Origin of the sequence: Methanoculleus caldifontis, from assembly GCF_032842345.1 — an archaeon.
Classification (GTDB): domain Archaea; phylum Halobacteriota; class Methanomicrobia; order Methanomicrobiales; family Methanoculleaceae; genus Methanoculleus; species Methanoculleus caldifontis.
On record NZ_WBKO01000001.1, the window covers coordinates 475,260 to 501,187 of the forward strand.

At 63.1% G+C, this 25,928-nt stretch carries 21 protein-coding genes; 16 read left to right on the forward strand and 5 right to left on the reverse strand.

Annotation, left to right across the window (positions count from 1 at the left end):
- Nucleotides 1-36: 36 nt before the first annotated feature.
- From F8E02_RS02450 to F8E02_RS02460, 3 genes are read left to right on the forward strand one after another with little or no spacing between them, the layout of a single operon-like run.
- Complete coding sequence (locus F8E02_RS02450) at nucleotides 37-1,245, forward strand: glycosyltransferase family 4 protein (RefSeq protein ID WP_317063859.1); 1,209 nt, start codon at nucleotides 37-39, stop codon at nucleotides 1,243-1,245.
- Entirely contained in the window at nucleotides 1,230-2,417 is a 1,188-nt protein-coding gene (locus F8E02_RS02455; RefSeq protein ID WP_317063860.1) for a prenyltransferase/squalene oxidase repeat-containing protein, read from the forward strand. The genes F8E02_RS02450 and F8E02_RS02455 overlap by 16 nt, the downstream gene beginning before the upstream one ends.
- Nucleotides 2,414-4,561 carry a bi-domain-containing oxidoreductase gene (locus F8E02_RS02460; RefSeq protein ID WP_317063861.1) on the forward strand — a complete coding sequence of 716 codons (2,148 nt, stop codon included), beginning with the start codon at nucleotides 2,414-2,416 and terminating at the stop codon, nucleotides 4,559-4,561. The genes F8E02_RS02455 and F8E02_RS02460 overlap by 4 nt, the downstream gene beginning before the upstream one ends.
- Nucleotides 4,562-5,250: 689 nt before the next feature.
- Here the strand turns inward: F8E02_RS02460 and F8E02_RS02465 are convergent.
- On the reverse strand, nucleotides 5,251-6,438 hold the full coding sequence (locus F8E02_RS02465; RefSeq protein WP_317065135.1) for an archaeosine biosynthesis radical SAM protein RaSEA: 1,188 nt from the start codon (nucleotides 6,436-6,438) through the stop codon (nucleotides 5,251-5,253).
- 486 nt (nucleotides 6,439-6,924) lie between these two features.
- Between F8E02_RS02465 and F8E02_RS02470 the strand changes: the two genes are divergently transcribed.
- Both F8E02_RS02470 and F8E02_RS02475 read left to right on the forward strand, forming a co-directional pair.
- Nucleotides 6,925-8,352, forward strand: a complete 1,428-nt coding sequence (locus F8E02_RS02470) for a phenylacetate--CoA ligase family protein (protein WP_317063862.1) — start codon at nucleotides 6,925-6,927, stop codon at nucleotides 8,350-8,352.
- A gap of 16 nt (nucleotides 8,353-8,368) precedes the next feature.
- Nucleotides 8,369-9,757 carry a phenylacetate--CoA ligase family protein gene (locus F8E02_RS02475; RefSeq protein ID WP_317063863.1) on the forward strand — a complete coding sequence of 463 codons (1,389 nt, stop codon included), beginning with the start codon at nucleotides 8,369-8,371 and terminating at the stop codon, nucleotides 9,755-9,757.
- A 287-nt stretch (nucleotides 9,758-10,044) separates the two neighbouring features.
- On the opposite strand, the gene F8E02_RS02480 is transcribed toward F8E02_RS02475, so the two are convergent.
- Together F8E02_RS02480 and F8E02_RS02485 are read right to left on the reverse strand one after the other, a co-directional pair.
- Complete coding sequence (locus tag F8E02_RS02480; protein ID WP_317063864.1) at nucleotides 10,045-11,073, reverse strand: GNAT family N-acetyltransferase; 1,029 nt, start codon at nucleotides 11,071-11,073, stop codon at nucleotides 10,045-10,047.
- Between the two features lie 239 nt (nucleotides 11,074-11,312).
- Nucleotides 11,313-12,329: a GNAT family N-acetyltransferase gene (locus F8E02_RS02485; RefSeq protein ID WP_317063865.1), complete on the reverse strand. Its 1,017-nt coding sequence runs from the start codon at nucleotides 12,327-12,329 to the stop codon at nucleotides 11,313-11,315.
- 215 nt (nucleotides 12,330-12,544) lie between these two features.
- Between F8E02_RS02485 and F8E02_RS02490 the strand changes: the two genes are divergently transcribed.
- From F8E02_RS02490 to F8E02_RS02520, 7 genes are all read left to right on the forward strand, one after another.
- Nucleotides 12,545-12,736 carry a hypothetical protein gene (locus F8E02_RS02490; protein WP_317063866.1) on the forward strand — a complete coding sequence of 64 codons (192 nt, stop codon included), beginning with the start codon at nucleotides 12,545-12,547 and terminating at the stop codon, nucleotides 12,734-12,736.
- 93 nt (nucleotides 12,737-12,829) lie between these two features.
- Nucleotides 12,830-14,278 (forward strand): phenylacetate--CoA ligase family protein, encoded by a 1,449-nt coding sequence (locus tag F8E02_RS02495; RefSeq protein WP_449405568.1) that lies wholly within the window; start codon nucleotides 12,830-12,832, stop codon nucleotides 14,276-14,278.
- Complete coding sequence (locus F8E02_RS02500) at nucleotides 14,257-15,369, forward strand: CapA family protein (RefSeq protein WP_317063867.1); 1,113 nt, start codon at nucleotides 14,257-14,259, stop codon at nucleotides 15,367-15,369. The genes F8E02_RS02495 and F8E02_RS02500 overlap by 22 nt, the downstream gene beginning before the upstream one ends.
- Before the next feature lie 154 nt (nucleotides 15,370-15,523).
- Nucleotides 15,524-16,405 (forward strand): thiamine pyrophosphate-dependent enzyme, encoded by an 882-nt coding sequence (locus tag F8E02_RS02505; protein WP_317063868.1) that lies wholly within the window; start codon nucleotides 15,524-15,526, stop codon nucleotides 16,403-16,405.
- Complete coding sequence (locus F8E02_RS02510; RefSeq protein WP_317063869.1) at nucleotides 16,399-17,511, forward strand: transketolase C-terminal domain-containing protein; 1,113 nt, start codon at nucleotides 16,399-16,401, stop codon at nucleotides 17,509-17,511. Before F8E02_RS02505 ends, F8E02_RS02510 begins: the two co-directional genes overlap by 7 nt.
- Nucleotides 17,504-18,031 (forward strand): 2-oxoacid:acceptor oxidoreductase family protein, encoded by a 528-nt coding sequence (locus F8E02_RS02515; RefSeq protein WP_317063870.1) that lies wholly within the window; start codon nucleotides 17,504-17,506, stop codon nucleotides 18,029-18,031. The genes F8E02_RS02510 and F8E02_RS02515 overlap by 8 nt, the downstream gene beginning before the upstream one ends.
- Nucleotides 18,028-18,273 carry a 4Fe-4S binding protein gene (locus F8E02_RS02520; protein WP_317063871.1) on the forward strand — a complete coding sequence of 82 codons (246 nt, stop codon included), beginning with the start codon at nucleotides 18,028-18,030 and terminating at the stop codon, nucleotides 18,271-18,273. The genes F8E02_RS02515 and F8E02_RS02520 overlap by 4 nt, the downstream gene beginning before the upstream one ends.
- Here the strand turns inward: F8E02_RS02520 and F8E02_RS02525 are convergent.
- Nucleotides 18,251-18,661 (reverse strand): hypothetical protein, encoded by a 411-nt coding sequence (locus F8E02_RS02525; RefSeq protein WP_317063872.1) that lies wholly within the window; start codon nucleotides 18,659-18,661, stop codon nucleotides 18,251-18,253. The two genes, F8E02_RS02520 and F8E02_RS02525, sit on opposite strands and share 23 nt — an antisense overlap.
- A gap of 138 nt (nucleotides 18,662-18,799) precedes the next feature.
- Between F8E02_RS02525 and F8E02_RS02530 the strand changes: the two genes are divergently transcribed.
- The 3 genes from F8E02_RS02530 (at nucleotide 18,800) to F8E02_RS02540 (ending at nucleotide 21,967) form a co-directional block, all read left to right on the forward strand.
- Nucleotides 18,800-19,102 carry an Hsp20/alpha crystallin family protein gene (locus F8E02_RS02530; RefSeq protein WP_317063873.1) on the forward strand — a complete coding sequence of 101 codons (303 nt, stop codon included), beginning with the start codon at nucleotides 18,800-18,802 and terminating at the stop codon, nucleotides 19,100-19,102.
- A gap of 148 nt (nucleotides 19,103-19,250) precedes the next feature.
- On the forward strand, nucleotides 19,251-21,416 hold the full coding sequence (locus F8E02_RS02535) for a thioredoxin domain-containing protein (RefSeq protein ID WP_317063874.1): 2,166 nt from the start codon (nucleotides 19,251-19,253) through the stop codon (nucleotides 21,414-21,416).
- Nucleotides 21,417-21,427: 11 nt separating this feature from the next.
- On the forward strand, nucleotides 21,428-21,967 hold the full coding sequence (locus F8E02_RS02540; RefSeq protein WP_317063875.1) for an OsmC family protein: 540 nt from the start codon (nucleotides 21,428-21,430) through the stop codon (nucleotides 21,965-21,967).
- A 222-nt stretch (nucleotides 21,968-22,189) separates the two neighbouring features.
- Here the strand turns inward: F8E02_RS02540 and F8E02_RS02545 are convergent, their stop codons facing one another.
- Nucleotides 22,190-23,635, reverse strand: coding sequence for a PAS domain S-box protein (locus F8E02_RS02545; protein WP_317063876.1), 1,446 nt, complete (start codon nucleotides 23,633-23,635; stop codon nucleotides 22,190-22,192).
- Nucleotides 23,636-24,102: 467 nt separating this feature from the next.
- On the opposite strand from F8E02_RS02545, the gene F8E02_RS02550 reads away from it, so the two are divergent.
- Complete coding sequence (locus F8E02_RS02550; RefSeq protein WP_317063877.1) at nucleotides 24,103-25,575, forward strand: TrkH family potassium uptake protein; 1,473 nt, start codon at nucleotides 24,103-24,105, stop codon at nucleotides 25,573-25,575.
- The last annotated feature ends 353 nt before the right edge of the window (nucleotides 25,576-25,928 follow it).

The window sequence follows — 25,928 nt, forward strand, 5'->3', positions numbered from 1 at the left end:
CCTCCGGCGACCGCAGCAGATACCACGAGGAGTTGCATGAAACAGGTCTGTATCGTATCACAACACTTCCCGCCTGAAAAATCGGGTAACGCATCACGGATCTATGATACCGCCGTGCATCTCGCGAGATTGGGCATCGACGTGACGGTGCTTGCACCCCACCCCACGTTCCCCACCGGTTCGTTTCCCCGCACCTGGAAACGATCGGAGACCCGATGGGTCGACGGTGTCCGGGTCGTCCGCCTCTGGACGTGGCAGCCGGGCTCCGGGGACCCCGGATTCCCGAGCAGGATGGCGTATTACCTCCTCTTCCCGCTGCACGCGGCACTCTGGCTTCTCGCCAACCGGAGCCGGTTCGACGTGATCGTCACGTCCACGCCGCCGCTCTTCACCGGGATCCCGGGCTACGTCCTGAAGCGGACATCGAACGTCCGGTGGATCCTCGATATCCGCGACCTCTGGATCGACGCATCGATCAGCCTCGGCTTCCTCAGAGAGGGAAGCCTCTACGAGAGGATGAGCCGCCGGTTCGAGCAGATGTGCCTTAGCCGGACTGACCTCGTCGGCGTCACGACCGAAGAACTCGGCCGGAGGATCAGGTCCCGCTACGAGGTCACGGCACCGATGGAACTGATGCCGAACGGTGTCAACACCGAGTTCTTCCGCCCCGCGAGCCAGCAGAAGAAGCGGCAGATCGTCTACGCCGGCAACGTCGGGCACGCCCAGGACCTCGATAAGGTGGCGCTCGCCGTAAAATCGATGAACGGCACCTATAACCTGAAGTTCCTCATCGTCGGCGACGGCGACACGCGCGAGAGCCTGGAGCGGCTGGTGAAGGCCGAGAACCTGACGGACTCGGTCATCTTCGCAGGGACTCTTCCGCGCGAGGAGATCCCGCGGCTCCTCTCCGAGTCGCTTCTCGGGGTGGCGCCCTTAAAGCTGCTCGAGAACCTCGAGTACGCCGCCCCGACGAAGGCCTACGAGTACATGGCATGCGGGATTCCCTTCGTCGGCTGCGGGAACGGCGAGATCGCGCACCTCGCAGAGGATTCGGGCGCCGGGGTCATCGCCGGGAACACGCCCGAGGCGATCGCCGCGACCCTCTCCTCGCTCCTCGACGATCCGGAGAGGATGGAGGAGATGGGGCGCCGGGGCCGGGAGTACGTCGCAAAGCATTACGACAGAAAGTCGGTCGCCATGAAACTGAAGCAGCAGATCGAGAGGATGACATGGACGGGCGCCTGACGTCCCTGCTTGCCCGGATCACCGGGGAAGTCCGTGGTCTTGCGGTGGTCGACGGCGAGACCGCGTACATCCGCGACCCGGTCTTCCCGGTCGTCCGGAACCGCGTCCACGCCGAGGTCGTGAAAGCGATGCTCCGTGCAGGCGGCGATCCGCTCGTAGAGCCGATCTTAAACTACGTCGCGGAGTGCCAGAACCCCAGCGGGTCATGGAACGAACTCCACGTCAACTACAGCGAGCCCTCGGCCCTGATCACCTCCTTCATCGGCGACGCGCTCCTCGAGGCCGCGGACCGGTATCCGCACGAGGAGGCGCTCACAAAAGCCCGCGACTTCGTCCTCGCCGCCGAGAGGCGTCCGGGCTACTTCCTGAAGTCGTCGGGGTATACCGCCGACCACCTGAACGTCGACGCCTCCTGTGGGGCGTTTCTTGCACGCTATGCGGAGCGTTACGACGACCCGGAAGCCCGTGCGGCGGCAGAGAGAGCGGCGGAGAACGTCGTCTCCCACCAGCGGGACGGGTTCTTTCCGTATGCCGTCGATAAGGGGACCTACCCGTACGTCTTCGACATCCCCTGCGTCCACTACCAGGGGGTGACGATCTACTATCTCGCAAAGATCAACGACGTTCTCCACGACGAACGGGTCGAAAGAAGCCTCGCCGAGGGCGTGGACTGGCTCGCGGCCGCCCAGCGGCCCGATGGCCGGTTCGACTGGTCGAGGAGCGGGCTCTCCTTCGCCTACTACCTCTCCGGGGCATATGCCTTCGCCCACGCCTCCTTCACCTACGCATCAAGGTATGACGATCGTTACCGCGAGCACGCCGACCTCTGCCTCGACCGGCTCGATGCGAGCGCGGAAGGCCTCGTGCCCCGGTGGGAGCCGGGCGGCTGGCCCGGTCTCCTCCCTTCGGTCGCGACGGCGGCAAAGACGGCGGCGCTCGGGAGCTACCCTCCGGGGCACCGGGCATTCCGGTTCGGCTACGGCATGTACCGCGAGATCGCCCGCAGGCGGTATGCGGAGACCGCCGAGACGCGATCGTTTGAGGCGCTCTGCCGGGTGCTCCGGATCCGGTCGTCGACCGTGGAGCCGTCGAAGAACTTTCCCGACCTCTTCATGACATCAGAGGTGCTCGACTGCCTTAGCCAGTCAGGGATATGGGGGAACCACGCATGAAACAGGTATTGCTCGACCTTCAGTCAGGGTCCATCCAGGTGGAGGACGTTCCCGTCCCCGCCGCAACGAGGGGGGTCGTCGTTCAGAACGCCTACTCTCTCATCAGCGCCGGCACCGAGTCATCGCTGATCAACCTCGCACAGCAGTCACTCATCGGCAAGGCGAAAGCGCGTCCCGACGACGTGAAGAAAGTCCTCCAGAAGATAGGGACGGACGGCCCCCTCTCGGCCTACCAGCAGGCGATGGGCCGCCTCTCGCGGCCCGAGCCGCTCGGCTACAGCTGCGCGGGAACGGTGGTGACGACCGGGAGCGACGACTTCGAGGTCGGCGACCGGGTCGCCTGTGCCGGTGCCGGCTACGCGATCCATGCCGAGTATGTCGCGGTCCCGAAGAACCTCTGTGTCAGGGTTCCGGACGGCGTCAGTTTCCAGGAAGCGGCGTTCACGACCGTGGGGTCGATCGCGATGCAGGGCGTCAGGAACGCAGAGGTCACCGTAGGCGAGAACGTCGCGGTGATCGGCCTCGGCCTGATCGGGCTCCTCACCGTCCAGATCCTCAAGGCCGCCGGGTGCCGGGTGATCGGGATCGATATCGACCGGGAGAAACTCGCGCTCGCGGGGAACCTCGGTGCCGACGTCGTCTCGAACTACGACGGGCTCGCCGAGCGGGTGAAGGCCTTCTCGCCGTTCGGCGCGGACGCGGTCATCATCACCGCGGCGACCCGGTCGAGCGCCCCCGTCGAGGCTGCCGGCCGCCTGGTCAGGGAGAAGGGCAGGGTCGTGGTCGTCGGGAACGTGGGGATGAACATCCCCCGCGAAGTCTTCTACGAGAAGGAGGCGGAGGTCGTTGTATCCAAGTCCTACGGCCCCGGCCGCTACGACCGGAACTACGAGGAGAAAGGGATCGACTACCCGATCCTCGTCCGCTGGACCGAGCGGAGGAACATGGAGGCGTTCCTCGGCCTCGTGCAGCAGAAGAGGATCGACCTCGACCGCCTGATCACCCACACCTTCCCCCTCGATAGCGCACCGGAAGCCTACAATCTCATCAACACCGGAAAAGAACGGTTCATCGGGGTCCTTCTGCAGTACAGCCCGAACGGGGCGGGCGCCGCCGGCACCGTCACCCGCCTCCCGGAGCCGGCGACCCGGCGGCGGGAGGTGCCGGCCGGGACGAGGACGATCGGGTGCATCGGCGCCGGGGTCCACGCCCAGAGCGCCCTCTACCCGAACCTCCGAAGCCTCCCGGTGAATCTCGGCGGGGTCGCGACCGCGACCGGGCTCTCGGCGCAGGCGGTGGCGAAGAAGTACGGGTTTGCCTACTGCACCACCGACTACCGCAAGCTCCTCGATGACCCCGGGATCGACGCGGTGATGATCGCGACGAGAAACGACCTGCACGCCCCGATGGCGATCGAGGCCCTGCAGGCCGGAAAAGACGTCTTCGTGGAAAAACCGCTCGCCACCGATATCGACGGGCTCAGGAGCCTCGTCCGTGCATGGAGCGAGTCCGGGCAACGGCTGATGGTCGGGTTCAACCGGCGCCACTCGCCGCTCGCGCAGAAGATGAAGGAGTTCTTCGCGAACCGGTCGACGCCGATGGTCCTGCACTACCGGGTCAACGCCGGACAGATCCCGCCCGAACACTGGGTCCACGACGACGAGCAGGGCGGCGGGATGCTGATCTCGGAGTGCTGCCACTTCTTCGACTTCATGCAGTACATGACCGGGTCGCGGCCGGTCCAGGTCTACGCGAGAGCGATCGAGCCGACCGGGACCCTCCGGAAGTACGACAACTTCCAGGCAACCCTGGCGTTCGCCGACGGGTCGCTCGGCACCGTCACCTACACGACGCTCGGCGACCGCTCCTACTCGAAGGAGAGCGTCGAGGCCTTCTGCGACGGCGCCGTAGGCCGGATCACCGACTTCCGCGACCTCGAACTCCGGCGGGATGGAAGAGCGTCGCGGGAGAGGAGATGGCTCTCCCAGGAGAAGGGATTCGCCGAGGAACTCCGGGCGTTCGTGAAGGGAGAGGTCCCGGACCTTGCGGATAGTGTCGCGACGACGCTCGCGACGTTCCTCGCGTGGGAGTCGATCGATACCGGGACGCCCCGGACGATCGACCTCGGAAAGGTCGGGCTCTGATCCGGCTAAACCTTTTTTCACGAGGGTTACTGACGGGTTCGTCTGCAGCCTCGATGGCAGTCCTAGAAAGCCTCCGCCGGAAACGGGGCACCCTATCCACGGCTTTCTCCCGGCTATCGCCACGCACTGCCCCCGTTCCCCGCCGGGGAGCGACCGGCCAAAGGGTGCGAAGGGCATTACACACCTATATTACTGAGCTTCGCGCTCCTCGCACCTGACGGTGCTCATGCTCCTGCCCTGCAGGCAGTCGCTCCTCGCACCTGACGGTGCTCAAACTCCCTCCCCTTCTGGGAGGTCGTTCTTCGCGGCTTCGCGGCTTCGCGTGAGCTCATAGGGCAAAATAACAGTACGGCCTCATGCGAAGCCGCGAAAGTGCCTGTAGCGCCACCCACCGGGCTTCGTGTCTTATTGCGGCTCGAAGCCTGATGGCTCCCCACTCTCGCTCGCAATTAGCATGAGGTCTGAGCACGCCGACCCCGTGTAGATTCGGACGTTCCGGAAAGTCTGCGCCTCCGGAAGCATGAAGGCACGTTGCCTGCCGGGATCGTGACCGGACCCGGGGCGCAACTGCCCCTTACTGGCCGGAAGAGAGGGAAACGCATCAAAAAAAAGTATCCAGGATGAGGCCGGCCCCACTCCGGCTCCCCGGCAGGTTCACAATGGAGGTATGAATGGGCAGGAGGGACCGCCTACATCGTGGACAACCTCGCCTGCCTGACATACGCAAGCTGCTCGCGGATCCTCTCCGGTATCGAGCGGGGGTCCTCTCTCACCGCGGCCTCCTTCCACTCGTCGTCGCGGCAGGAGCAGTCCAGCCCTGCGAACTCGGACGTATCGAAGTTGAGGTTGTAGCGCTCGATCGCTTTGACGAACTCCGCGTCGCACGACCCGCAGTTCCGTGCCCAGTCGAGCGACTCGACCGAGTAGGTCCAGGGACTGACGTAGACGTGGGCGCGGTCCCCGAACCGCTCATGGCACTGCTGCAGGAGGTCGATCAGGCTCCAGAGCCACGGGGGGCGGTAGAGGTTGTTCTTCCAGAGCTCGTGCACGACCGTATTCTTCTCGACCGTCGTCACTTCGAGATCCACGTGGTCGATCCCGCGGGAGACGCAGTAAGAGACGGTCGAGAGGACGTCGCGCACCGCCTCGGCGTCGGTGAGGAACGGCGGTTTGACGAGCAGGAGCGGCTTCGTCAGCACGCCCATGCTCCTCATCCTCGAGTGGAAGTGGTCGAAGTTGTTGGCCGAGAACCCCTTGTTGATGCAGAGGTTCATCACCAGGGGGTCGGCCGACTCGAATCCGAACGCCACCTCGAGCTGCCGGCCGTTCAGGGACTTCTTCATCTTCGCCACGTGTTCGTCGGGCGAGTAATCGATCCTTGATTCGACGACGACCTTCTTGATGTTCTTGTAGCCGTCGATGTACGAGCAGATCTTCTCGATGGCGGCGACCGGCATCTCGCGCTCGTTGAAGATATTGCCGTCGTTGTAGACCGAGACAACCGGGTAGTCCCCGAGATCGACGGCGTCCATCACGTACTCGAACTGCGCGACGTACTCCTTCGCCGAGACCTCTCTGCCCCGGGAGGTCGCGCAGTAAAACCCGCACATGGTACATCCCCCGGTCTTCTCGACCCACTCGCAGCCCGTCGAGCGGAGGAAGATGATCAGCCGTTTGATGGGTTCACCGTCAAGGTGTCCGATCCGCTCCTCCCAGCCGATAGGGATGGTGAAATCAAGGTTCTCCGGGGCGGCTCCGTTCTGCCTGCGCAGGCCGCCGGCCAGTGCCCGGACCTCGTCCAGGACGTCATTCTCTGCAGGGAGACCCGTAAAAATCTCCGCATTGCTACTGCTATCTGATATGGCCTTCTGTAGAATACTCTATCCCCCCTTGCCCCCGGCCCGCACCCCCATTCCGGGGGTGCCGACCCGGTGGCTGTCGCCTGATTGTATCGAGACGTACCCCTGATAGGCTTCTGCATATTTATACTTTGCCCAGATGCTCCCACGATAGAGGTGTGTTTGCCAAACGGCAATTTATCGCAGGAAATCGCGGGAATCGGACCTCTCGCAGAGAAGAGCGCGATCCGCGCCGGCCCATACCCGCCCGGACAGGGTATCCGGGTACCTAAAAGACCCCGATTAGCGGCGGAACCCTTGACGGCATGCCAATTTATTTATACACCCTTCAGGAGTATACACTCCCGATGCACCGGGGGACCGATGTCCAGGATCGCCCTCCGGAGTGTCGTCCGGCGACAGAGATCCCGGGCGAGTACCGGAGCGTGCCTGCGGACGGAGGAGGTACCACGACGCCGCTCCGGTGCGCACGGCCAAAGAGCACCCAGAATGAGGAGAGATAATATGGTACACCCGGAGGAGAGAGCCTGCGACCGGGATTCGTTCACGGCGAGAGCTCTCGGCATCCTCCCATCCTACAATATCTACAGAGAGACCTACGCCCTTCTCCGGCAGTCCCGGCAGTGGAGCCGGGAGGAACTCGAGGCCTACCAGGCGAAAGCGCTCTCGCGCCTGCTCGACCACGCCTACGAGAACGTCCCCTACTACCGCCGGGTCTTCCGCGAGCGGGAGCTCGTCCCCGCGGACATCGCGACCCCCGCCGACCTTGCCCTCCTCCCCTTCCTGACGCGGGAGGGCCTGCAGAACAACCTCTCCGACCTCAAAGCCCGGAACTACCCGGAGTCGGCCTTCGAGTACGTCACCACCGGCGGCTCCACCGGTATACCCGTCGGGTTCTACTACGAGAAAGGGGCCTCGCGGGCGCGGGAATGGGCGTTCATGAAGACCCAGTGGGACCGCGTCGGCTACCGCTTCCGCGACCGGTGCGTCATCCTCAGAGGCTACATCGTCGGCTCCCCGCATAGCGGGGTCTACTGGAAGAAGGCGCTCTTCGGGCGGTGGCTGTTGATGTCCTCCCACTGCATGACCGACGAGAACCTCCCGGCCTACATCGACCGGATCCGGAAGTTCCGGCCCCGGTTCATCCAGGCCTACCCGTCGATGGCCGTGGTCCTCGCCCGCTACATGGTGGAGCACGACGTCGAGCCGTTCCCGACCGTCAAAGCGATCCTCTGCGGCTCCGAGAACCTCTACCCCTGGCAGCGGAGTATGCTCGCGGAGGCCTTCGGGTGCCGGGTCTTCTCCTGGTACGGGAACTCCGAGCAGACGGTCCTCGCCGGCGAGTGCGAGGAGAGCACCCACTACCACATCTTTCCCGAGTACGGCATCGTCGAGCTGATCGGGAGAGACGGCCGGCCCGTCTCGGGACCGGGCACGATGGGCGAGGTGGTCGCGACCAACCTCACGAACTACGTCTGCCCCCTCATCCGCTACCGCACCATGGACCTTGCGACGGAGGCCGAGGGTCCCTGCGCCTGCGGCCGTGCCTACCCGCTGCTCAAGCGCGTGGAAGGAAGGGTCCAGGACTTCATCGTGACCGGCAAAGGCGAGCTTCTCTCGGGGATCACGATGAACATCGACACCGATGCGTTCGATAATGTTAAACAGTTCCAGTTCTACCAGGAGAAAGTCGGAGAAGTCATCCTGAACATCGTGAGGAAGCCTGCGTTCAGCGAGCGGGATGCCGAGTACCTCTATCACGAAGCGAGCAGGAGCTGCGGCGACGACGTCGCCATCACCATCAGGTACGTCGAGAGCATCCCGCTCACCGCCCGCGGCAAGTACCGCTACTTCGTCCAGAACCTGCCGGTACGGTTCGGCGAGAGGGAAGCGACGAAGGTCGAGCACACATCCCCCGACATACCCGCCTGATACGGGAGGCATGCAGATGACAGTCAGTTCCTTCACAGCAGCATCCCATGCGAACCCGCTCACGGTGAAAGCCCTCAGTCTGGTACCGTCCTACCGCACCTACCGGGAGATGTACAGGCTCCTGCAACGGTCCCAGTGGTGGAGCCGCGAGGAACTCGAGGCCTACCAGACAGAGGCGCTCTCGCGCCTGCTCGACCACGCCTACGAAAACGTCCCCTACTACCGCCGGGTCTTTCGGGAGCAGGGGCTCGTGCCCGGAGATATCGCGGCCCCCGCCGACCTCGCCCTCCTCCCCTTCCTGACCAAGGAGATCGTCCAGGCCAACCTCCCCGACCTCAAAGCCCGGAACTACCCGGAGTCGGCCTTCGAGTATGTCCGGACATCCGGCTCAACCGGGACCCCCATGGGGTTCTACTACGAGAAAGGAGCCTCGCGGGCGCGGGAGTGGGCGTTCATGAAGACCCAGTGGGACCGCGTCGGCTACCGCTTCCACGACCGGTGCGTCATTCTCAGGGGCCACGTGGTGGACGCAGCCTCAAGCGGGACCTACTGGAAGAGGGCGCTCTTCGGGCGGTGGCTGATCATGTCCTCGCACCAGATGACCGAGGAGGCGCTGCCGGCCTACATCGACCGGATCCGGGGGTTCCGGCCCCGGTTCATCCATGCTTACCCCTCGACCGCCGTGATCCTCGCCCGCTACATGCGCGAGCACGACGTCGAACCGTTCCCGACGGTGAAGGCGGTCCTCTGCGGCTCCGAGAACCTCTACCCCTGGCAGCGGAGCCTGCTCGCGGAAGCCTTCGGGTGCCGGATCTTCTCCTGGTACGGGAACTCCGAGCAGACCGTCCTCGCCGGCGAGTGCGAGGAGAGCACCCACTACCACATCTTTCCCGAGTACAGCATCGTCGAATTGATCGGGAGGGACGGCCGGCCCGTCTCAGGACCGGGCGCTATGGGCGAGGTGGTCGCGACGAACCTCACGAACTTCGTCTGCCCCCTCATCCGCTACCGCACCATGGACGTCGCGGTCGCGACGGAGAAGCAGTGCTCGTGCGGGAGGGGGTATCCCCTGCTCGAGAAGGTGGAGGGAAGGCTCCAGGAGTTCATCGTGACCCGGAACGGGCACCTGATCTCCGTCACCCCCATCAACTACGAGTCGAGCGCGTTCGAGAACATCAGGCAGTTCCAGCTGTACCAGGAGGAGATCGGGGAGCTGGTCATGAAGGTCGTCAGAAAGCCGACCTACACCGAGGAGGATACGCAGCAGCTGACCCGGGAACTCCTCTGGCAGCTCGGCGACGAGGTGAACGTCCATGTCCGCTTCGTCGACGAGATACCCCGCACCGAGGGGGGCAAGTTCCGTTACCTGATCCAGAAACTCCCGATCTCGATCGGGGACCTCTGACGATCAGTCGACGTAGGGGACAAAACGGCGTTCCGGCCGGGAACGAACCCCGCCTACAGGGTCGGACGACGGGAGGAGCGTCCCGATCTCGTGCATGCTCAGGAAGCGGAGCGAAACGAGGCGGCCCGGTTCCTCCCTGCTTTAGACCCTATAGGGAAGGAGCCGACACTCACCGTACGGCCCCGCTTGCCGGTTCAAAGTCGTAGATAAAGAGGATTCAGGCCGCTTCCGAACAACAAGGGCCAGCGAGATTATCGGTGGGTCCGCGGACCCTTCCACCATGCACATCACCTCACGTAAGGGACCATCCGTTTCTTGATCTGGGGTCTGTTGATGATGTTGCTGTAGGCCCACTTCGCGACCCTGCCCACGCCGTCTTCTCTGCTCACCTCAAAAAAGATCGAGAGGTCCGGGTTGTACTTCGCCTTGTGCATATTCAGGTTCGGGTTGTTCGCCCCCGTGTTCTCGAACTCCGGAAAGCCTTTCAGTTTGGCGTCCCGGAGCAGGGACCACTGGAGATACTCGTTCGCCGACGTACCTTCGATCTTCGGCCCCCCCACCCAGAGGATGTAGCGCTTGTACTCCTGGGTCGTGCCGACTCCTTTCAGGTCCCCGTCCCGGTCGTAGAGGTGGTAGACGTGGACGTACTCCGGGTAGGCGCGGAAGACGTCCTCGAAGTAATCCAGGGTGATCATCGGGATGTTCATCTCCGGCCGGCCGAACCGCTGGCGCACCGTATCGTAGAAGAGAGAGAGGTCGCTCCCTTCCTCCAGGTAGTAGCCCTCCTTCTCGAACCGCCGAAGGCTCGTCCTGAGTTTCGCGTTCAGGTTCCCCCAGAGGGTCTCGAGCGACGGTGCGAGGTCGATCGTATACGAGTAGCTGATCCGGGTCTGGTAACCGTCCCAGATGAACCGGCGCACGTCGTGAAAGCCGGGGACGAATGTTATCGAGAGGTAATTCGGTGCGAGCGTCCCGACGGCCTCCCCGAGCCCGTCTGCGATCACCTGCAGTATCGACTCTTTCTTGCTCTGCTTTGCCGCGGCATACTCCCTGCCCATGACCACGCCCTGGTAGGGGATGACCGCCTGCATCGGCGGCGGCGAGAGCACAATGGAGATGCCGTTTGTCTGCCTGCAGAAGAGGGGGCAGACGGCGAGGAGCTCCTCGCCCTTGTAGATGCCGTAGGGGAGAAATCGATACCCCGTATGCCGTTCCGTGATCTTCAGGAAATCCCATCGGTGAAAGAGGAGACCCGACGGGCTCTCATCGATGAATGCGTCCCAGACCTCTCTGTCGGTGATGATACTGGCTGACAACCTGGTGTTCCTCCGCTCTGCCGGAACTCTCCGGCAGGTCTGTAATTTCTGCAACCACATATAAAGATATCGGCCGATGCCGCAGCAGCGGGACACGGAGCCCCGGGCGCAGGGAAAAACCGGTATCCGTTCAGGCCCGCGGGAGTATCGGGTCTTTCGGGCCGGCGACTCCCTGATTGCATGCATCGCCCGGTGTCAGACACGGCCGGGAAGGAGAGGGAGGGGTTCGGCAACGGGGCCTAGGCCCTGTCGGCCGCTATCATCAGTTTCTTCACAAAGGAGAGGTATGCCCACTCGGAGATTGCGCCGAGAGAGTCTTTCTTCTCGATCTCGAAGTACATCGTGAGATCCGGGTTGAACCTGGATTTGAAGAAGACCAGATCCGGGTTGTTCGCCCCCATGTTCTCGAATGTCCGGTAGCCTTCGGCCTGCGCACGCTGGATCAGGAGCCACTGGAGGTACTCGTTGCCCGCGTGGACGCTCTCGACCTTCGGCGTCCCTATCCAGAGCAGGAACCGCTTGTATTCCTGGGTCGCCACCACGGCCGCGACCTCGTCCTCTGCGTCGTAGAGGCAGTATGTGTTGATCCTGTCAGGGTAGGCACGCACGAGGTCTTCGAGATACTCCCGCTTTATCGGCGGGATGTCGAGCGACGGGTCCCGGTACCGATCGGCAATCAGCCGGTGGAGCGTGGAGATATCGTTGCTCCTCTCCAGCCGGAGACCGGCGTTCGCCTCTTTTTTCAGTTTGTTCCGGAGCTTGTAGTGGAGGTTGCCCCAGAGCTCCTCGAGCGGCCGGTTAAGGTCGATGGTATAGGTATATCTGACCCTTGCGGTGCACCGGTCCCAGAGGTAGTGGCGGATATCGTTGAACTCCGGGACAAATGCCACCGAGAGGTAGTTCGGTGCGAGAGCCTGGATCTCGTCCCGGATCTCTCCTGCGACCATCCCGAGAACGGACTCCTTCTTGCTCTGCTTGAGTCCTTCAAACCCCCTGCTCATCACGCACCCGAGATGGGGTATCACGGTGAGCGGCGGTGGGGAAAAGACTGCATTGAGGCCGTGCATCCGCCGGCAGAAGAGCGGGAAGAGACAGACGGGTTCGTCCCCCTTATAGACCGCGTACGGAAGGAGCGTGCCCCCGGTATGCTTTGCCGTCAGGTGCAGGTAGTCCCACTTATGGAAGAGGAGCCCGGAGGGACTCTCGTCGATGAAGGTGTCCCAGGTATCTCTGTCGTCAACTTTGCTCACTGTCATGCCGTCACCATCTTCTCGTCACCCTGTTTGTCATTCGGCGACCTCCAATCACCTCCCCGGTCTATATACCTTTCCCCAGGCCCGCAACGGAACCGCCGGGGGCCGGGTGCGGCCGCCCTGTGCAAGGGGAGAGGCCGGGCGACCGGGACGCCGGCAGTCGTCCGGCCGATCTACGGACAGCAACCGTTATATATGCCGACACATGAGGTAGGGGCATGGTCGCACTCCGCCTTCTTGCTCTGGACGATGTCTCGTTTCGGTCGTGGGAGGGCAACGGTTCCGGCGCCTGTAGTGACATCTGGGTCATCATCTCCGAAAAGACTCTTTTTCCGGAGTTCCTGAAACACTTCCACCGCGCATCCGGCCGGGACCTGGTTTCCATACCCTACTCCGAGAACTTCTTCTGATTGGGTACGCACCGTCCGGGCGGAACCCTGTCTCCGTCACGCTGCCGGTGCCGCCTCTCTTATTGGGAGCAAAGCTTTAAGCAGGAGGATCGCATGAGCAGTGTCGATGGGTGTGCAACGATGTATCGGAGATTGAAGGCGCTCCGACTTGAGAATTCTATAACGGCCCGGGCACTTCACATCCTCCCCGCATACTCAACATACAGAAAGACTTACGCCCTTCTCCGGCAGTCCCGGCAGTGGAGCCGGGAGGAACTCGAGGCCTACCAGACAGAGGCGCTCTCGCGCCTCCTCGACCACGCCTACGAGAACGTCCCCTACTACCGCCGGGTCTTTCAGGAGCGGGGGCTCGTGCCCGCGGACATCGCGACCCCCGCCGACCTCGACCTTCTCCCCATCCTGACCAAGGAGATCGTCCAGGCCAACCTCCCCGACCTCAAAGCCCGGAACTATCCCGAGTCGGCCTTCGAGTATGTCACCACCGGCGGCTCCACCGGCATACCCGTCGGGTTCTACTACGAGAAAGGGGCCTCGCGAGCGCGGGAGTGGGCGTTCATGAAGACCCAGTGGGACCGTGTCGGCTACCGCTTCCGCGACCGGTGCGTCATCCTCCGCGGCTACATCGTCGGCTCAGGAAAGGAGGATGTCTACTGGAAGAAGGCGCTCTTCGGGCGGTGGCTGCTGATGTCCTCCCATCACATGACCGAGGAGACCCTCCCGGCCTACATCGACCGGATCCGGAAGTTCCGGCCCCGGTTCATCCAGGCCTACCCGTCGATGGCCGTGGTCCTCGCCCGCTACATGGCGGAGCACGGCGTCGAACCGTTCCCGACGGTGAAAGCGATCCTCTGCGGCTCCGAGAACCTCTACCCCTGGCAGCGGAGCCTGCTCACGGAAGCCTTCGGGTGCCGGGTCTTCTCCTGGTACGGGAACTCCGAGCAGACCGTCCTCGCCGGCGAGTGCGAGGAGAGCACCCGCTACCACATCTTCCCCGAATACGGCATCCTCGAATTGATCGGGAGAGACGGACGGCCCGTGACGACGCCGGGCGAGACGGGCGAGGTGGTCACCACGAGCCTCGTCAACCCGATCTGTCCCTTCATCCGTTACCGCACCATGGACGCCGCCGTCCTCGGGGACGGACCGTGCTCCTGCGGCCGTTCCTACCCGCTGCTCGAGAAGGTGGAGGGGAGGCTCCAGGAGTTCATCGTGACGAAGGACCGCCGGCTCATATCGATGACGGCGGTGAACATGCACTCCGGCGTATTTGATAACGTCGCGCAGTTCCAGTTCTACCAGAAGAGGGAGGGGGAGGTCCTGATCCGGATCGTCAGGAGGCCGGGGTATACCGAGGAGGATACGGAGCAGATCCTCCGGGAGCTTGGAAAGAAGTTTGAAGGCGACGTGGATGTGACCGTCCGCTTCGTCGGAACGATCCCCCGCACGCGGCGCGGCAAGTATCAGTTCCTGATACAGGATCTGCCGCTCGACCTGTGGGGCATTTCAGGGTGTGAGAAAGAATGCAGAACCAAATCAGGCTGACAGCGGCCGGCGACATCTGGCTGCGGACAGGAGGAGACCGGCACCCGTTCGAGGAGGTCCGCCATCTCCTCCGGGATAAAGACATCCTCTTCGGTAACCTGGAGACCACCCTCTCGGAGACAGGGGAGCCGGCGGAGAAGCACCACGTCATCTATACTTCCCCTGACGCGGCCGGATACCTGGTGGATGCAGGGTTCGACGTCATGAGCGTGGCAAACAACCACTCCGGCGACCGGGGCGCCGAAGGGTTCATGAACACCCTCAACGCGCTCGAGCGTCACGGCATCCTCGCCGTCGGAGGTTCGACGGGAGAGGAACGGCAGGAACCGGTCATCATCGAGAGGAACGGCATCTCTGTCGGGTTTGCGGGTTACACGATCGGCAAACTCGCCCTCTCGCGCGAGGTATCGGTCAACCGGCTGGTCGAGGAGGAGGTCTTCAAGGATATCGCCTCCCTCAAGGGTCGGTGCGATCACATCGCCGTCTCGCTGCACTGGGGAACGGAGATGGCCTATTACCCGTCCCCTGCGCAGATCGACCTCGCGCACCGGCTCATCGACGCGGGGGCCACCCTGATCCTCGGCCACCACCCCCATACCATGCAGGCGATCGAGCGCTACCACGGGGGGCTCATCGCCTACTCGCTCGGCATGCTCCAGTTCGAGCCCCGCTGGCCCCACAATATCTCGCGGGAGGCGGTGATCCTCTCGGTCGATCTGCAGAGCGACGGCGTCGTCGGGGAGCACGGGGTGACGCCGCTCCTCGTCGACGACGATTTCGTGCCTCACGTCGCGGCGGGGGCTGCAGGCGAGCAGATCGTGACCTTCCTCGACGGGATCTCCAGAGAGGTCGCGGAAGGCAGGATCACCGAGAAGAGATGGTTTGAGGAGATCGCGCCGGTTTACATGAAGATGAACTTCGAGAGTTACCGGTACCGTATACGCCATAACGGCCCCCTCCCCATCCTGGAGATGGGTGTCTGGTTCTTCACCCCGTTCTGCCTGAAGTGCTTCGCCGGTCTGGCCCGCCGGGCGCTTCGCCCGGGCTCGGCGCCGCAGAGGCGCATGCCGGGAAGCGGGACCGGGAACTGATCCGGGGCCCGCCCCGTCTCTTTTTCAGCGTATACCGCGTTCCGGCACCGTCGGATCGGGGGATATTCCGGAAGGCCCCCCGGTACCCGGAGGGGATATCGCAAACTCTCATTACAAATGGTGACAGATTACTGATGAGAGGAGCGTAACAAATTTGTCCGCGATTCCAAAGGAGGAGTATCTCTTCAAGTGCACGTCCGCCTGCGCGGGGTGCAGCTCTTCCCTGTGTCTGCGCTACGTGCTCAAGGCTGCCGGCCCCGATACCATTCTGGTCGTGCCCGCCTGCTGCACCAGCGTCATCCAGGGAATGTACCCCGGCACGGCGATGAACGTGCCCGTCTATAACATAGCGTTCGGCGCAGCCGCCGCCTGCGCGTCCGGCCTGAGCAACGCATTTGAGGCCCGGGGGGAGAAGACCAACGTCATCGTCTACGCCGGCGACGGCGGAACGGGCGATATCGGGATCCAGGCGCTCTCGGGAGCCCTTGAGCGCGGGACCAACTTCCTCTACATCTGCTACGACAACGAGGCCTACGGCAACACCGGGATGCAGCGGTCGGGCTCGACCCCGCTTGGGGCGCGCACCACCACGACCCCCGGCGGCAAGCCCACGGTGAAGAAGGACCTCGACCGGATCGTCGAGGCGCACAACCCGCCCTACATGGCGACCGCCTGCAGCGCCTACCCCCTCGACCTCTACAAGAAGGTGAAGAAGGCGCTCTCGATAGAGGGGCCCAAGTTCATTCACATCCTCGCGCCCTGCCCGCCGGGATGGCGCTACCCCGCCGAGAAGACCGTCGAGATGGGCAAACTCGCGGTGAAGACCGGCACGTGGATCCTCTATGAGCGCGAGTTCGGGAAACTCACGATCAACGGTCCGTCGAAGACGGCGATGAAGAAGCCCGTGCCGCTCGAGGACTACGTCCGGGGCCAGGGCAGGTTCAAGAACGTGAGCCCGGAGATCTTTGACATGATGCGGCAGCAGGTAGAACAGAACATCCAGCGCCTTTCCCGCGAGGAGGCCGGCGTATGCTGACGATCGCAACCGGCAACAAGGCAGTCGCGGACGCGGTGAAGGCCGCAAAGCCCGGCGTCATCGCCGCGTACCCGATCACCCCCCAGACCGAGATCGTGGAGCAGATCGCCGAGTACGTCACCGACGGCGAACTCGCGAGCAAATACGTCCCCGTGGAGAGCGAGCACTCCGCGATGGCCGCCTGTATCGGGGCGAGCGCCGGAGGCGTGCGCACCTTCACGGCGACGAGCTCCCACGGACTCCTCTACATGCACGAGATGGTCCACTGGGCGGCGGGCGCGCGCCTGCCGATCGTGATGGCGAACGTCAACCGTGCCCTCGGCCCCGGCTGGAACACCTGGGCGGAGCACACCGACGCCTTCTCCCAGCGCGACACGGGCTGGCTGCAGGTCTTCGTGAGCACGGTCCAGGAAGCCTACGACGCCACGCTGATGGCGTTCAAGATCGCCGAGGACGAGCGGGTCCTCCTTCCCGTGATGGTCAACCTGGACGGGTTCGCGCTCAGCCACATCACGCAGTCGCTCGCGACGGTGGAACCGGGCGACTTCCTGCCCCCCTACCGCCTCCCGCACGCCATCGACACGGAGAACCCCTGCGTCTACGGCCCCATGACCGGACCGAACGACTACTTCCGGTTCCGCTGGGACATCGAGCGTTCGATGCGCGACGCAAAGGGCGTCATCGCCGATGTGGAGCGCGAGTTCGCGGAACGGTTCGGCCGCTCTTACGGCCCGACCGAGGACTACCGGTGCGAGGACGCCGACGTCATCGTCATCGCGATGGGAACGCTCGGGAAAGAGGCCGAGGTAGCTGTCGACCGCCTCCGCGAGGAGGGGATAAAGGCCGGGTCCATGCGCCTGCGCTGGTTCCGCCCCTTCCCCGACCTTAATCTCGCCGGGAAGGAGGTCGTCGTCATCGACCGCGACTACTCCTTCGGCTTTGGGGGCGTGGTCGCGCACTCGGTCAGGTCGAAGACCGGCGTCGAGCCCTACAGCGTGATCGCCGGCCTCGGCGGCCAGGAGGTCACCTACGACGATATCGCAGGGTTCGTCCGGGACAGGCATCCCGGCAAAGAGATGTGGTTTGGGGTGAGCGACCATGTATGAGATCAGGATTCACTCCCGGGGCGGGCAGGGCGGCGTGACCGCCGCAAAACTCCTCGCCCTCGCGGCATTCAGGGATGGGAAACACGCGACCGCCTGCCCGTTCTACGGGGCGGAGCGGCGCGGGGCGGCGGTCGTCTCCTATGTCAGGATAGACGATCAGCCGATCAGAATCTACAGCCAGATCCGCCGGCCCGACCTCGTGATCGTGCTGGATACGAGCGTCATGGACGTGGTGGACGTCCTCCAGGGCTTAAAAGAGAACGGGACCGTCCTCCTCAACAGCGCCCACACACTCGAGGAGTGCAACGGGACCTGCCGCCACGTCGACCTGACCGGGATCGCGCTCGCAGAGAACCTGATCGTCGCCGGAAGCCCGATCCTGAACACCCCGGTGCTCGGGGCGCTCGCGAAGATGGGCGTCATCACCCTCTCTTCGGCACGGTCGGCTATCCAGGAGATGTTCGCCGACGAGCGGAACGTGAAGGCCGCAGAAGCGGCATACGAGGAGCTGAAGGTATGAGAGAGAGACTTGCGCTCAGCAGGCCCAAAGAGGCCTCTTCAGGGAAGACGGGGTCCTGGCGGACGTTCCGTCCCGTCGTCGACAGGGAGGCCTGCAACGCCTGCGGGCTCTGTGCCCAGTACTGCCCGGACGGGGTCATCGACGAGGAACTCAACGTGGACCTGGACTACTGCAAGGGATGCGGCATCTGCGCGAACGAGTGCCCCAAGCAGGCGATCGCTATGGTGCGGGAGGAGCGCTGACCTCCTCCTCTTCATCCTCCCCGACCTCCTTGTCGAGGGCGCACTGCGCCATATACTCAAGATTGAACCGGTAGAAGTGCGTGTAGCCGCAGTTACGGCACCGGGTCGTGAGGTGGCTGCACCCGACCGTGAGGTCATGGGGCCCCGCGACCCCGCAGCTGCTGCATCGCGCACCGGCCTCGAGCTGCCAGACTTCGTAGCAGCCGATCGGGGTGCAGACCCGGGCGGCCCTGCTGTTCTGGAACCGGGGGATGAAGATCCGCGTCGCCCCGCAGGCCGAGCAGATCACCTGCGCCTGCGTGGGGACCACTTTTATGATCTGGTCTGCATCCTCGCCGCAGTGGTAGCAGTCGACGCGATGCCTGGTGAAGATGAATCGCCGGGTCATGCACGGATACCCGCCGGAGCAGAGATAAAACCTCCGTCCCGGGAACTGTCGGGTGCGTGCCGTGCCCGGACCTGGCCGCGGCGGGGGCAAGCATTAAATAGCACACCCACTCTCTGTTGCCGAATAGGAGGTCATGAGATGGCAGCGTTAAGAGTCGCACCCTACGTCTGTGCTTACTCGGATGAGAACGAAGAGAACCTTCACATCGAGATCGAACTGCCGGGGGTCGAGAAGAAGGACATCTCCTTCAAGATGCAGGAGACGAGTTTCTCCATCGACGCCTCCCGCGGCGACATCCGCTACGTCGGGACCTACGCGGTGGGATGCCCCGTCGATCCCGCCCAGGCGAAGGCGACGTTCAGGAACGGTCTCCTGACCGTGGACGCCCCCTACGTGCAGCCTGTCGCGGAGGAGACAAAGGAGATCCCCATCGCGGAATAAGAGGGCCCGCACTCCCTTTTTGATTCCCGACAGGCGGCACGGTCTCGCGCGAAGACGTGAAGGCCGCAGCGTTGGGAACGGTCCCGTCCGGAGCATCATTTCACCGGGAAGAGTCACCTTTATTAGCCTGCATCCGCACGTCAGGGGTATGAACCCGGCACGCGGACATGACCCGGAAGCTCCTGGAGCGCCGGTGCGGGAAGAGCCGTCACCGAACCGGCTTATCCACGAAAAAAGCCCTTACCTGCTCCAGCACGCCCATAACCCCGTCGACTGGTACCCCTGGGGAGAGGAGGCATTCTCACGGGCACGGCAGGAGGGCAGGCCGATCTTCCTCTCCATCGGCTACTCGGCCTGCCACTGGTGCCACGTCATGGAGGAAGAATCGTTTGCGGACCCACAGGTCGCGAAACTCTTAAACGACATCTTCGTCTGCATCAAGGTGGACCGCGAGGAACGGCCGGACATCGACCAGATTTACATGTCGGCCGCCCACGTGATGACCGGGGCGGGGGGCTGGCCTCTCAGCATCTTCATGACCCCGGAGAAGAAGCCGTTCTTTGCCGCGAGTTACATCCCGAAGGGGAGCCGTTACGGGATGACCGGCCTTCTCGACCTCGTCCCCCGGATCAACAAGGTCTGGCAGAGCCAGCGCCAGGAACTCGAGAATGCCGGCGACCAGGTGCTGGAAGCGCTCCGGAACGCGGCCCGCACCCCGCCGGGGGAAGAGGAACTTACCGAAGCCGTTCTCGACGAGGCCTACGAGATCTTCTTCCGGGTCTTCGACGGGGAGAACGGCGGTTTTGGGGACGCGCCCAAGTTCCCGACCCCGCACAACCTCGTATTCCTGCTCCGCTACGGGAACCGGACCGGGAAGGCGCCGGCGTATGCGATGGTCGAGAAGACGCTTCACGCCATGCGGCAGGGCGGGGTCTTCGACCAGGTCGGCTACGGGTTCCACCGCTACTCAACAGACGCCGAGTGGTTCGTTCCCCACTTCGAGAAGATGCTCTACGACCAGGCTCTCCTTGTGATGGCGTATACGGAGGCCTACCTCGCGACGGGGAGAGAGGAGTTCGCCCGGACCGCACGGGAGACGATCTCCTACGTACTGCGGGATATGACCGATCCTGCCGGCGGGTTCTACTCGGCGGAGGATGCGGACAGCGAGGGCGAGGAGGGGAAGTTCTATCTCTGGACGAAGGACGAGATAACCGGGATCCTCGGCCCCGATGACGGGGAGCGGTTCTCGCGGGTCTTCAACGTCACGGAGGCCGGCAACTACCGGGAGCAGCCGGGCGGGAGGAGGACGGGGAAGAACATCCTCCGCCTCCGGCGACCGCTGGCGTCGTGGGCCCACGAGTTCTCGATGACGGAAGAGGACCTCTCGTGGTTTGTGGAGAGCGCCCGGCAGAAGATCTTCTCCGCCCGCGAGGGGAGGGTCCGCCCGGCAAAGGACGACAAGATCCTGACCGACTGGAACGGCCTGATGATCGCCGCTCTCGCGAAGGCCGCCAGGGCCTTCGACAACCCGGAGTACCTGGCGGCAGCGGAGAGGGCGACGGCGTTCGTCCTCGATAACCTTCGCCGGCCCGACGGGCGTCTCCTCCACCGCTACCGGGGCGGCGAGGCGGGCCTGCCCGCGACGCTCGACGACTACGCGTTCATGCTCTGGGCCCTCATCGAGGTCTACGAGGCGTCGTTTGCCCCCCGCTACCTCAGAACCGCCACAGAACTCTCGCGGGACCTCGTCGCCCGGTACTGGGACTGCAGCCACGGCGGGTTCTTCTTCACCCCCGACGACGAGGACGTCCCCGTCCGGCAGAAACCGGTCTACGACGCGGCGATCCCATCGGGCAACAGCGTGGCTATGAACGCCCTCTTCATCCTCGGCCGGATGACCGCAAACCTCGAACTCGAGGAGACGGCGAACCGGATCCGGCAGGTCTTCGCCGGGACCGTCCGGGCATCCCCGACCAGCTGCACCCACTTCCTCACCGGCCTTGAGTTCATGCTGGGGCCGAACTTCGAGGTGATCGTCACCGGAATCACGGGCGCAGAGGACACGACGGCGATGGTCCGGGCAATCCGCTCGCACTATGCGCCCGACGCCGTCGTCATCTTCCGCCCCTCCGGCGAGGAGAGCCCGGAGATCGTGGAGGTGGCCGGGTTCACCCGGGATATCGTGGCGATCGAGGAGTCGGCGACGGCGTACGTCTGCACCAACTATGCCTGCGACATTCCGACGACCGATCCCGACGAGATGCTGCGGCTGATCGGGTCGAAGGAGCGGCCGCCGGAGCCGATCGTCTGAGGGGGGCCGCGATGATGCGAAACGGGGTCGATCTCGAGAGGCTGGAAGCCTTCAAGGAGACGGTGCAGAGAGAGGCCGGGGCGGGGAGACGGACCCTCTCCGGCATCACGAGCTGGAACGGCGGCGCCCACTCCACCACCATCGTCCGGAACTTCGCCGTCCCCGCCGACGAGCCGGCCGCCGTCGGCGGGACCAACCGGGGGCCGAGCCCGACGGAGCTGGTGCTGACGGGGCTCTCGGCCTGTATCGCGATCTCGATCGCATACAGCGCGGCTGAAGAAGGGATCGAGGTCGACCTGATCGAGATCGACGTCGCGGGCGACCTCGACCTTGCCGGGTTCCTGGGAGTCGGGAATGCCCGGCCGGGCCTTGAGGAGGTTCGCCTGACCGTCAGGGTGGATGCCGACGCACCGCGGGAGAAGATCCGGGAACTCGTCGACCACGGCTACCGGCGCTCGCCGGTCGCGGCTGCGCTCGAGGGCAGGGTGCCGGTCAGGGTCTGCATCGGGTGGGAGGAGACGCGGGCGGAAGAAGCCCGGACCGCCCCATAACTTCCGATGGACGCGAGTCTTTGCCGTCCTCGCGAAACTCCGGATGCTTCAGCGGGTGACGGGGATGTCGTATCGTCAGGTCAGGCGGATCTCAATGTTCTGTGACGGATCCGCCTCATCGGCGATCCGCGTGCCTGAATAAACTGCAACTCAGTCACTTCTCTTTCTCGTTTAAACATCCTGCTAACACAAAAAGCGCGCAAGTTATGGGACACAACCATGCTACGGGCTCTTTTGAAGTGTGAACCGGAACGCCGCCCCACCCTCCGGGTGCCCGGGCACCCGGTCCTCGACCCGGACCTTCCCGCCGTATCGCTCGACGAGGGTCCGGCAGATGTAGAGACCAAGGCCCTGGCCGCTTGCTGCTGTCTGGCCCCGCTCGAACCGGTGGAAGAGCTTCTTCTTAGTCTCATCCGGAACGCCCGGTCCGGTGTCCTCGACCGAGACCAGCACCTCGCCGTCCCGCACCTCAACCCGGATCCAGACCACTACATCCGGTCCGCCGAATTTGACGGCATTGCCAATCAGGTTTGTAAAGATCACCGGGAGGAGACCGTCGGCGCAGACCTTGATCGGCCGGCCTTCGTACCGGATCGAAGCCACCGGGAAACTCCCGATCTCCTCCCGTATTATGGTATCAAGGTCGATTGGCGATAGACCGGTAGAGTCCTCATGAATCCGGCGAATGGTCGCGACATTTTGTAAGATCTCGTTGCTCCGCCAGATGCCGTTGTGCAATTTTTGCGCATATGTCTTCAGGTCGTCTTCAGCGAGGTCGAGTATGAGATCGGCATACGCCATGGAGACGTTATTCGCGTTCCGGACGTCGTGGGTGAGGATATCCAGGTAAAGGTTGGCTTCATCGCGCGCCGCTTTAAGCTCCCGGTTGAGGCGGTCGAGATCATGGGTATGGTGCAGAAGCGCTTCCTCCGCCTGCTTTCGTCTGGTGATGTCACGCATGACTCGAATCGATGCCATCTTGCCCTGATGAGGGACGCGTGCCCGCGAGCTCTCTACGTAGACATCCTGCCCATCGAAACGGATGATCTTGATCTCTACCGGCGGCACACTACCTTTTTCCAGTGTCTCTCGGGTCCGCGTATCAACGAGCGCGTGATAATCGGGATGGACAAGGTCGAAGCTGCTCTTGCCGATGAAGTCCTCCGGCGACGATGCACGAAAGAGTCGGACCGCTGCAGGATTCGCGTAGGTGAATCTGTCGTCCTGCTGGAGCAGGATCGCGTCCGGGGAGAGTTCAACCAGAACCCGGTAGCGCTCCTCGCTCTCCTTCAGGATGTCTTCCGCCCTCTTCCGGTCCGTATCGTCATACATATAACTTCGGATCCCGACAAGCTCCCCGGCGTCGTTAAGGACACCTACAATGTTCGCAACGATGTTGACCAGCCGGCCGTCCCGACGGCGCAGGATCAGGGCATGATGATAGAGCGCCCTCTCCTTTTGGAGCAGGTGCAGGAGGTCGATTCTATCCCCCGGATCAGGGTAGAGCGACTTGATGTTGCTTGTCAGCGCCTCGTTGAAAGATTTAAACCCGAAAATGGTAAGGAAGGCAGGATTACAGGCTAAAATTTGTCCTTCGGGAGAGAACAGGCTGTCGCCGGTGAGGTCGTCCCAGAAGAACCGAGCGTATTTTTCCTCACTCTCCCGCAACGCATCCTCTATCCGCTTGCGCTCTGCCTCACCCCGTTTGAGCTCCGCATTTTCCCGTCGGAGAGCCTCATTCTCCGCCTCTAATCGTGCGATACGTTCGGCATCCGGGCAGTCCTGCGCCCGAGCTTCCATAGCAGGATCGCGTCCCCTCTTGCTTTCCAGAGGATGAGGTGGCTCCGTCATATGCGTACCCATTGATGGCTGGCAGTATGGGGATATTACTTTCTTCTCTTAATAGATTCCACGCCTCGTGACGGCGGACAGGGGGGCTTCAATCCTGTTTCGGGTTCCCGGTGAACATTTTCGCGGCTACAAAGAGTCCGGCAAGGATTGAAATGAACAAACCGGCACCGGTTAAACTGCCGATGAGGCCAAATCGACGCCATTTACCAGATAAGACTGAATTTCAGGCTTATATCCGTGATAGAACAACATAATTACCAGTATTGATCATGTATTGTGCACGCATGGCTCGGTTTCCGGACTTGTCGGCCATCGCCCCTGATCTGGGTCGCATCTTCCTCTTCATGGGCCTGGTATCTTACCTCCCCCTGCTCATCGGCATCATCTACGGGGAATACGGAGCCCTTCTGCCGATGGCCTCCGCCCCGGCGGCTTTTACCGTGCTCGGGCTCCTCCTCGTCCGAATCCATAGACTCGAACGGGAACCGCCGCTCTCCATCGCTCTCGGATCGGTGGCCCTCATCTGGCTTGTCGCCTCATTCGTCGGCGCTCTCCCGTTCACACTGGGGATAGGGATGCCGTACACCGATGCCGTCTTTGAGGCAATGTCCGGGTGGACCTCCACCGGCCTGTCGTTGATCCTCGATGTCGACGCCGTGCCCCGAACGATCCTCTTCTGGCGGTCGCTCACCCAGTGGATGGGCGGCATCGGTATCGTTGCCTTCAGCGTCGCCCTTGCGAGCAGGTCCAGCCTGACGAGTTTCCGGCTCTACCGGTCGGAAGGCCGGAGCGAGACACTGATGCCCGGCGTGGTGGCAACTGCGGCCCAGATGTGGCGAATCTACCTTATCCTCACCGTAATAGGGGTCGGACTCGTCCTGCTCTCCGGCATTTCGCTCTGGGATGCCGTCAACATCTCCATGACTGCGATAGCCACCGGCGGTTTCTCGGTACACACGCAGGGGATTATGTATTACCAGAACCCGCTACTTGAGATGCTGATTGTTCCCATCATGATCGCCGGCGCTCTGCCCTTCAAACTTTATTACCTGGTGTATCTCCGGAAGCAGACCGGCCTCTTTGAGGACGCGCAGGCGCGCCTGCTCTTCCTGCTGATCGCGTTCGGCGTCTTCCTCGTCACCTACGATCTCATCTTCCTCACGCAGGTTGTCCCACTCCAGGCTCTTCGGGAAGGGCTGTTCATGGTGACGAGCGCCATCACCTGCACCGGATTTAACAACACCAACCCGTTCGCCTGGTCCAGCGTCACGGTGCTCTTCCTCTCCGCGCTCATGCTCATCGGGGGCTCGTCAGGAAGCACCGCAGGCGGCATCAAACTCTCCCGGGTGAACCTCGGCATCGAGACCCTCGGATGGTGGTTCCGCCGGTTGTATACGGGCAGCCGGGTACTCACCCCATTCCGTCACAACGGAAAAGGGGTCGGGCTTACTATCGCGGAGTACGAAGTCTCCAAGAACATGCTCGTCATCGCACTCTTCATCCTGACCATCTTTGTTGGTTCGATCCTGCTCCTCCATCTCGATCCTTCGTCGGCATTCGATTCGAGCGACGTGATCTTCGACGTGGTCTCCGCCATCTCCAATGTCGGGCTGTCCACAGGGTTCGTCAACCCGGAGATGAGCATGACCGGGAAATGGGTCTTCATCATAATTATGTGGGCGGGCCGTCTGGAGATTATTCCGCTGATCGCTCTTGCGATGGGACTTTCCCGGAAGGTTAGCCAGAAGCGGGGATGAGAAAGGGGTGTGGGGCATCGGTGCCGGCCCGTGCCGAATGGCGGATCCTGCCAGAGCCCATGGTTTCCGTGCCGGCTATTGAACGGGCTTTCGGGTCCACGGAATGCTCTTTGAAGTCGCCTTGGAGTTCCCGGTGATTCGTCCGCTGGAAGATTAATGTTATCGACTACCCCCAGGTTGATCCGCACGAAGTGGGGGGAGGGGGTCGCCAGTCCACCACACTCCATAACTATCCCTGGTGCCCACACCCACCCGCACCCCCCCCGGCCGCCTTGGCAACCAACTCCGGGGAAGACGGGTATCTGCAGGTTAAAGTTCAGGAAGGGTGGCCGTCCCGTATTCCAAAAGAGCGT

What these genes read in the sequence shown, in the direction of transcription:
- F8E02_RS02540 (WP_317063875.1), top strand. Translation starts at nt 21,428, where the DNA reads ATGATGCGAAACGGGGTCGATCTCGAGAGGCTGGAAGCCTTCAAGGAG.
- F8E02_RS02495 (WP_449405568.1), top strand. Translation starts at nt 12,830, where the DNA reads ATGAGCAGTGTCGATGGGTGTGCAACGATGTATCGGAGATTGAAGGCG.
- F8E02_RS02470 (WP_317063862.1), top strand. Translation starts at nt 6,925, where the DNA reads ATGGTACACCCGGAGGAGAGAGCCTGCGACCGGGATTCGTTCACGGCG.
- F8E02_RS02525 (WP_317063872.1), bottom strand. Translation starts at nt 18,661, where the DNA reads ATGACCCGGCGATTCATCTTCACCAGGCATCGCGTCGACTGCTACCAC.
- F8E02_RS02455 (WP_317063860.1), top strand. Translation starts at nt 1,230, where the DNA reads ATGGACGGGCGCCTGACGTCCCTGCTTGCCCGGATCACCGGGGAAGTC.
- F8E02_RS02450 (WP_317063859.1), top strand. Translation starts at nt 37, where the DNA reads ATGAAACAGGTCTGTATCGTATCACAACACTTCCCGCCTGAAAAATCG.
- F8E02_RS02490 (WP_317063866.1), top strand. Translation starts at nt 12,545, where the DNA reads ATGGTCGCACTCCGCCTTCTTGCTCTGGACGATGTCTCGTTTCGGTCG.
- F8E02_RS02500 (WP_317063867.1), top strand. Translation starts at nt 14,257, where the DNA reads ATGCAGAACCAAATCAGGCTGACAGCGGCCGGCGACATCTGGCTGCGG.
- F8E02_RS02475 (WP_317063863.1), top strand. Translation starts at nt 8,369, where the DNA reads ATGACAGTCAGTTCCTTCACAGCAGCATCCCATGCGAACCCGCTCACG.
- F8E02_RS02510 (WP_317063869.1), top strand. Translation starts at nt 16,399, where the DNA reads ATGCTGACGATCGCAACCGGCAACAAGGCAGTCGCGGACGCGGTGAAG.
- F8E02_RS02550 (WP_317063877.1), top strand. Translation starts at nt 24,103, where the DNA reads ATGGCTCGGTTTCCGGACTTGTCGGCCATCGCCCCTGATCTGGGTCGC.
- F8E02_RS02530 (WP_317063873.1), top strand. Translation starts at nt 18,800, where the DNA reads ATGGCAGCGTTAAGAGTCGCACCCTACGTCTGTGCTTACTCGGATGAG.
- F8E02_RS02520 (WP_317063871.1), top strand. Translation starts at nt 18,028, where the DNA reads ATGAGAGAGAGACTTGCGCTCAGCAGGCCCAAAGAGGCCTCTTCAGGG.
- F8E02_RS02515 (WP_317063870.1), top strand. Translation starts at nt 17,504, where the DNA reads ATGTATGAGATCAGGATTCACTCCCGGGGCGGGCAGGGCGGCGTGACC.
- F8E02_RS02535 (WP_317063874.1), top strand. Translation starts at nt 19,251, where the DNA reads ATGAACCCGGCACGCGGACATGACCCGGAAGCTCCTGGAGCGCCGGTG.
- F8E02_RS02460 (WP_317063861.1), top strand. Translation starts at nt 2,414, where the DNA reads ATGAAACAGGTATTGCTCGACCTTCAGTCAGGGTCCATCCAGGTGGAG.
- F8E02_RS02485 (WP_317063865.1), bottom strand. Translation starts at nt 12,329, where the DNA reads ATGACAGTGAGCAAAGTTGACGACAGAGATACCTGGGACACCTTCATC.